The 5,189-nt window shown below is 60.9% G+C and carries 5 protein-coding genes; all 5 read right to left on the bottom strand.

Annotated elements, in window-relative coordinates:
• On the bottom strand, positions 1-322 hold a 322-nt coding region (locus tag BN871_RS24615; protein WP_048749637.1), incomplete at its 3' end, for a hypothetical protein.
• 24 nt (positions 323-346) lie between these two features.
• Positions 347-1,312: a TIGR03943 family putative permease subunit gene (locus tag BN871_RS24620; protein ID WP_048749639.1), complete on the bottom strand. Its 966-nt coding sequence runs from the start codon at positions 1,310-1,312 to the stop codon at positions 347-349.
• A 14-nt stretch (positions 1,313-1,326) separates the two neighbouring features.
• Positions 1,327-2,553 (bottom strand): permease, encoded by a 1,227-nt coding sequence (locus BN871_RS24625; protein ID WP_021881822.1) that lies wholly within the window; start codon positions 2,551-2,553, stop codon positions 1,327-1,329.
• Positions 2,554-2,573: 20 nt separating this feature from the next.
• Positions 2,574-3,791: a HupE/UreJ family protein gene (locus tag BN871_RS24630; RefSeq protein ID WP_048749640.1), complete on the bottom strand. Its 1,218-nt coding sequence runs from the start codon at positions 3,789-3,791 to the stop codon at positions 2,574-2,576.
• Between the two features lie 85 nt (positions 3,792-3,876).
• Positions 3,877-5,189, bottom strand: a 1,313-nt coding sequence (locus tag BN871_RS24635) for an S-layer homology domain-containing protein (protein WP_198158103.1), incomplete at its 5' end; no start/stop codon positions are given.

The following is a 5,189-nucleotide window of genomic DNA, read 5'->3' on the forward strand; positions in this document are numbered from 1 at the left end:
TATACCAAACCAAGCCTAATCGTGGAACTAGGTACCCATTTTGGGTGCTCGTTTTTTGCCCCCAGGCCAGCGCTTCGGCTCCTCCAGCGCGGCGCTTCATCAGGGCCGCGCCTGCGGCCGCAAAAAGGACTGCGGCGGCTAGCGGCACGGCCAGGCCGTAGCCGGCAGCCTGCACGGCTGCCGCTCCCATAGCCGCCCCTGCCGTCAAAGCGAGTCCGGAAACGGCAAGCCGGCGGAACTGCGCCCCTTCGGCCGAAGAAGCCAAAATTCCGTACAAGGACACAAATACGATAAGAGCCAAGCTTCCCCACTCCAGCAGCATGATGCCACCTCCTGTTCAATTCCTCTATAGCTTGGCGGCAAAGCCCGCGTCCGGGTACACATAGGGAACCGCGGAGGGCTTCGCCTCCTTCGCTTCCGTCACGACGATCTGGATGACCTGCTGGTCCTGGTATTCCGTGCGGGCTACCGTGCCGGTCACGCTGACCCAGCTGTTGTCCTTGAATTGGGACGCGGAGTCGTTGACGGCGATAATGCCGTAAGGCATCATATCCGCCGCGCAGTGGATCATCGCCATCCTCCCGACGATGAACTGGGAATCCGTCAATCCCTCCTGACGGTATACGAAGCCGGTCATGGTGATTGTTTTCCCCTCGAAGCGGTCCGGGAACATATTGAGCGCATTGAGCGACTCGATGAACCAGGTGTCGCCCATCGCGATTTCCGGCTTGGCGTACAGCCATTCCGCCAGCTTGGCGTAATCCTTGTTGTAGAGATCGGTATGGAAGCCGTCCGTCCCAGCCTCGATTTGCCCAGGCCCCTGAACGGCTCTGCCGCCCGATGCCGGAGCATGGGCCAGATTGATGCCTTTGGAATCGGCCAGCGATCCGGCAAGGGATGTATTCGGAAGCGCAAAGCCGAGCAGCAGCGGCAGCAGGAACAGGCTGTACAGCATCGCCTGCCGCACGCTTCCCGCAGGCGCGCCATGGCTGTGCCCTGCATGGTCATGGCTGTGGCCATGGCTGTGGCTGTGATGGCTGTGTTCATGACTGTGTTCATGCGGATCAGAATGCAATCCGCAAGCGCAGGCAAGATGCCGCGACCTTCCCGGAGCCGCGCACAGGTACAGCTGCAGCAGCCCTCCCGCCGCAAGCCCGTAAGCCGACAGCCTTGCGTAGATTCTCAGGGACGGGGATACGTATAACAGCATCTCGCCCGTCCAGTCCAGCCGCAGCAGGAACGCGCCGAATCCGAGCAGGATCAGGCCCTTTATCCACTGGTCAGCCTTCATTCCATCCCATTTAAACCTCATGGCAGCGTTCCTCCTTAGTGTAGCAGCGTCATATCCAGAACGATTGCGGCAGCGAAGACAAGAACGGCGGCGAACGCGCACAGTCCGAGCACGAAGCGGGTTCTGAAGACGGCAAGCATCATAAGCATGACCTTAAGGTTCATCATCGGGCCGAACACCATGAACGCGATCAGCGATCCGCCGGTGAAGGAGGCCGAGAACGACTGGGCGATAAAGGCATCCGACGTGGAGCAAAGAGAAAGCAGGAACCCGAGCGCCATCATGGATATGCTGCCGGCCGCGCTCCCTCCGCCCAGCGAGGCCAGGTCGGATTGTGCCACGAACGTCATGAGCAGAGCGACGAGAAACGAACCGAACACCACGTATCTGCCCATATCGAAAAACTCGCTGACGGCATGTCCTGCCGCTTCAAAGCCTCTGTTGCGGCTCTGAACCGGCGCCAGCACCCGGAAGGGCGACGGCGGAGCGGCAGCTTCGGGTTGACTTGCGGCATGGAGGCCGGCCGCCTTTGGTTGAATTGCGGAATGAAGTCTGGCCGCCTTCGGCAAGCTCGACGGCGGCGGGCTCGCGGCTTGGGACAAGCTTGCCGCGGGCTGCCGGGAAGCGCGCCCGCGGTTTTTGTCCGGAGGCTTGACGCCTGCCGCTGTTCCCGTCACGGAGGACGACGGTGCGTCCTCGCCGCGAAGAGCCTGCCCGATGACGAAGCGATGGACCGCAAGCCCTGCCGCGATGGCAACCGTGAAAGCGAGGCCCATGCGGATCCAGGCGATTTCCGGATGGCTTCGGAAGGCGGCGAGCGTCGACCAGAGGACGATCGGATTGAGAATCGGCCCGGCCAATATGAATGCGGTCGCGGCATGAAGCGGCATGCCTTTGCGGATCAGCCTGCGGATAGCGGGCACCATCCCGCATTCGCAGATCGGCACGATGATGCCGAGCAGGCTTGCCGCAAGCACGGCGAGCAGCGGGTTTTTCGGGATCGCCCTCCGGATGATCCGGTCGGGAACGAACACCTGCAGCAGGGCAGAGACGACGACGCCGATCAGGATGAAGGGAAGCGCCTCGATGAGAAGGCTGAGGAACATCGTCTTGAACAGCTGGAGCTTGCCGTCCGTCCCGCTGCCGCCCTCCTCTCCGGCAAAAAGGTAAAGCAGCGTTACAGCCCCGAGCAGAAACAGCGCCAGTAGCGATGCATTGGACTTGGGCTTGGCAGCTTCATTGGCTGCGGCAGAAGGCTGCATGGCGTTTCCTCCTTAGGGGCTTATAGGGACAATACGCGCTCGGCAAGCCAGATGCCTCCGAACAGCAAAGCAGCGGCAGAACCCGCCAGCATGACCTTGCGGTCATGCCTGGAGCGGCGAAGCAGCAGCAGGAGCGGCAGCAGAACGGCGACGATCGCCAGCTGCACGGCCTCGATGCCGAGATTGAAGCTGATGAGGTTGACCGCGAGCTGGTTGGACGGAATATTCATTTCCTTGAGAATATCGGCAAAGCCCATCCCGTGCACAAGCCCGAAGAAGAACGTCAAGACCCATCTGCGGCTGACTTTTTTGCGGATTATATTTTCGACCGCTACGTAGCAGATGCTGAGAGCGATCAGCGGTTCCACGATCCACACGGGCACGTCGATCCAGCCGAGCACCGTCAGCGTCAGCGTCAGGCTGTGGGCCACGGTGAAAGCGGTGATCGTAGCCGCGTACTGCTTGAACGACTGCCTGGCGATGAGCAGCGAGAACAGGAACAGCAGATGGTCGTAGCCGCCAAGGATATGATGGACGCCAAGGCTGAAGAAGGATTTCCAGCCGGAGAAAGGCGAGGCTCCGCCGTCAGAGGCCTTGTCCGCTGTTCCTTGGGGCTCCGTACCGGCTTGGCCGCTGTCCGTCTGCGGAACCGATCCGTCGTCTGCGGGCGGATGGTCGGGAAGAGAGGCATAATCCGCTTCCGTCAGAAGGAGCGTCCACAGGCGGTCGCCCCCAGACAGCGCGGAGGTGCTCGTCTGCTTGCCGTACTTGATCGTAACCAGGTTCACGTAGTTGGACTTGGTGTCGTTCAGATACAGCTGATCGTCGAGCGAAGCCGGCTGTCCCGAGACCGGAGCCGGGTAGGAGGCGCGGTAGACCGCTTGGGTTCCGCTTCCCTTCCTGTCCAGGGTTAAGACGGCGGGAGCTGCCGGCTTTTGAGCTTCTCCGGCTATTTTCAATGTGATTTTGCTCTCAAGCACTTCCCCGAGCCGAGACTTGACGCTCTCGAATTCGGCCTCGTCCAGCATGCCGTTCTTGTCCTCGTCCCCTCCCGCCAATTCCATGACGGACAGCTCGTCGATGGCGTAGGTGAGAGCAGTCTCCGACTTGCTCAGCTCCAGGGTCGTGTAGCTGGCGCTGTACGCATGGGCGGATACGCCGCCGACCGATGCCAGGCTGACCAGCAGCAAGGCGATAAGGACAAATGGAAGGCGGCGGCGCCTAATGGCTCTTTTCAATGTGGATTCAACTCCCGGAGTCATGGTGTGAATGAAAGAAATGCGATGCTCTTCAGGGAAGAGCATCGCAGATCAAAGGCAGCTGCTACTTCAGCATCAGGTTGTAAAGAAGCTGCGCGGCTTCCGCACGCGTCGAGATTCCCTTCGGCACGAATTGTCCCGAGGATCTTCCCTGGATCAGGCCGAGCGATGCGGCCTGCTTCACCGGGATGACCGCCCATGGAGCCACCTTAGCCAGGTCGGTGAATTCCGCGCCAGCTTGCGGGGACGGAGCCGCAGCCGCTCCATGAAGGATCTCATACGCTTTGATCAGCATCGAGACCATCTCCTCCCGGGTAATCAGGCCGTTCGGATCGAAGACAGCCGCGCTGCGTCCCGAAATGATGCCTGCGGCATAGGCTTTTCCAACCGCATCGGCATACCAGGCGGAGGACGAAACATCCTTGAACGCCGTCTCCTTCGTTGCTTCGAGCTTAAGGGCGTTCACGAGCAGCGAAGCGAACTCCGCACGCGTGATGGAACGTTTCGGCTCGAAGGCCGAGCTGCTCGTTCCTTTGACGATTCCCTTGGCCGCAAGCTCGGCAATCAGGTCATGCGCCCAATAGGACGGCGCCACGTCGGCGAACGACTTCTTCACTTCAAGCACCGCATATTTGCTGAAATGCTTGATTTGAGCGGTGATTTCCCCGTTCTCCGTCTTGCCGCCGATGTACTCCAGCCTGCCGTCGTCCGCTACATAGTAGATGCCGTACAGCTTGCTTCCATCGGTGGCGGGAAGCTTGAAGCGCAGCGTGACCGGCACGTTGAAGCTCGACAATACGGCCGCTTCGCCGTTCGCTGTCCAAGCCGAGAGCGTGAATTCATACATATCGCTGAGTGCCTTGACGTCGGCAGCGGAGTTAACCCCGGCTTTTGCCGCAAGGGCTGCCGCTTCCGAGCCGCTCAGCTTGTTCATTTTCAAGGAAAGGTAGGCCGTCTGGCTGTCCGATGCCTTGATCTTGCTCTCCAGCTGCTTGAGCAGCTCGGCCGGAATCACGAGCTCGAATGCATGTCCGGCTCCTTCAATCGTAAGGCCCTCTGCCTTCAGCTTGGAGGATGAATCCGCCGGAAGCCTGATTTCGGTTGTGTCCGAAGCGACCTGTACGGCAGCCGTGCCGGATGCCAGCTGTTCCGGCTTGACAACGATGATTCCGCTAGGGCTGGCGGTAGGCGCAGGCGTCGCTGTTGGTGCCGTTGTCGGCGTCGCTGTTGGTTTTGGCGTCGGCGTCGCTGACGGTGTTGGCGTCTCTTCCGGCGCCGGCGTTGGTTTTGCCGTCGGTGTCGGCGTCTGCGTTGCCGGCGGCTCCGTCGTCGGCGGCTCCGTCGTTGGCGGCTCCGTCGTCGGCGGCTCCGTCGTCG

Origin of the sequence: Paenibacillus sp. P22, assembly GCF_000469945.2 — a bacterium.
GTDB classification, from domain to species: domain Bacteria; phylum Bacillota; class Bacilli; order Paenibacillales; family Paenibacillaceae; genus Paenibacillus_O; species Paenibacillus_O humicus.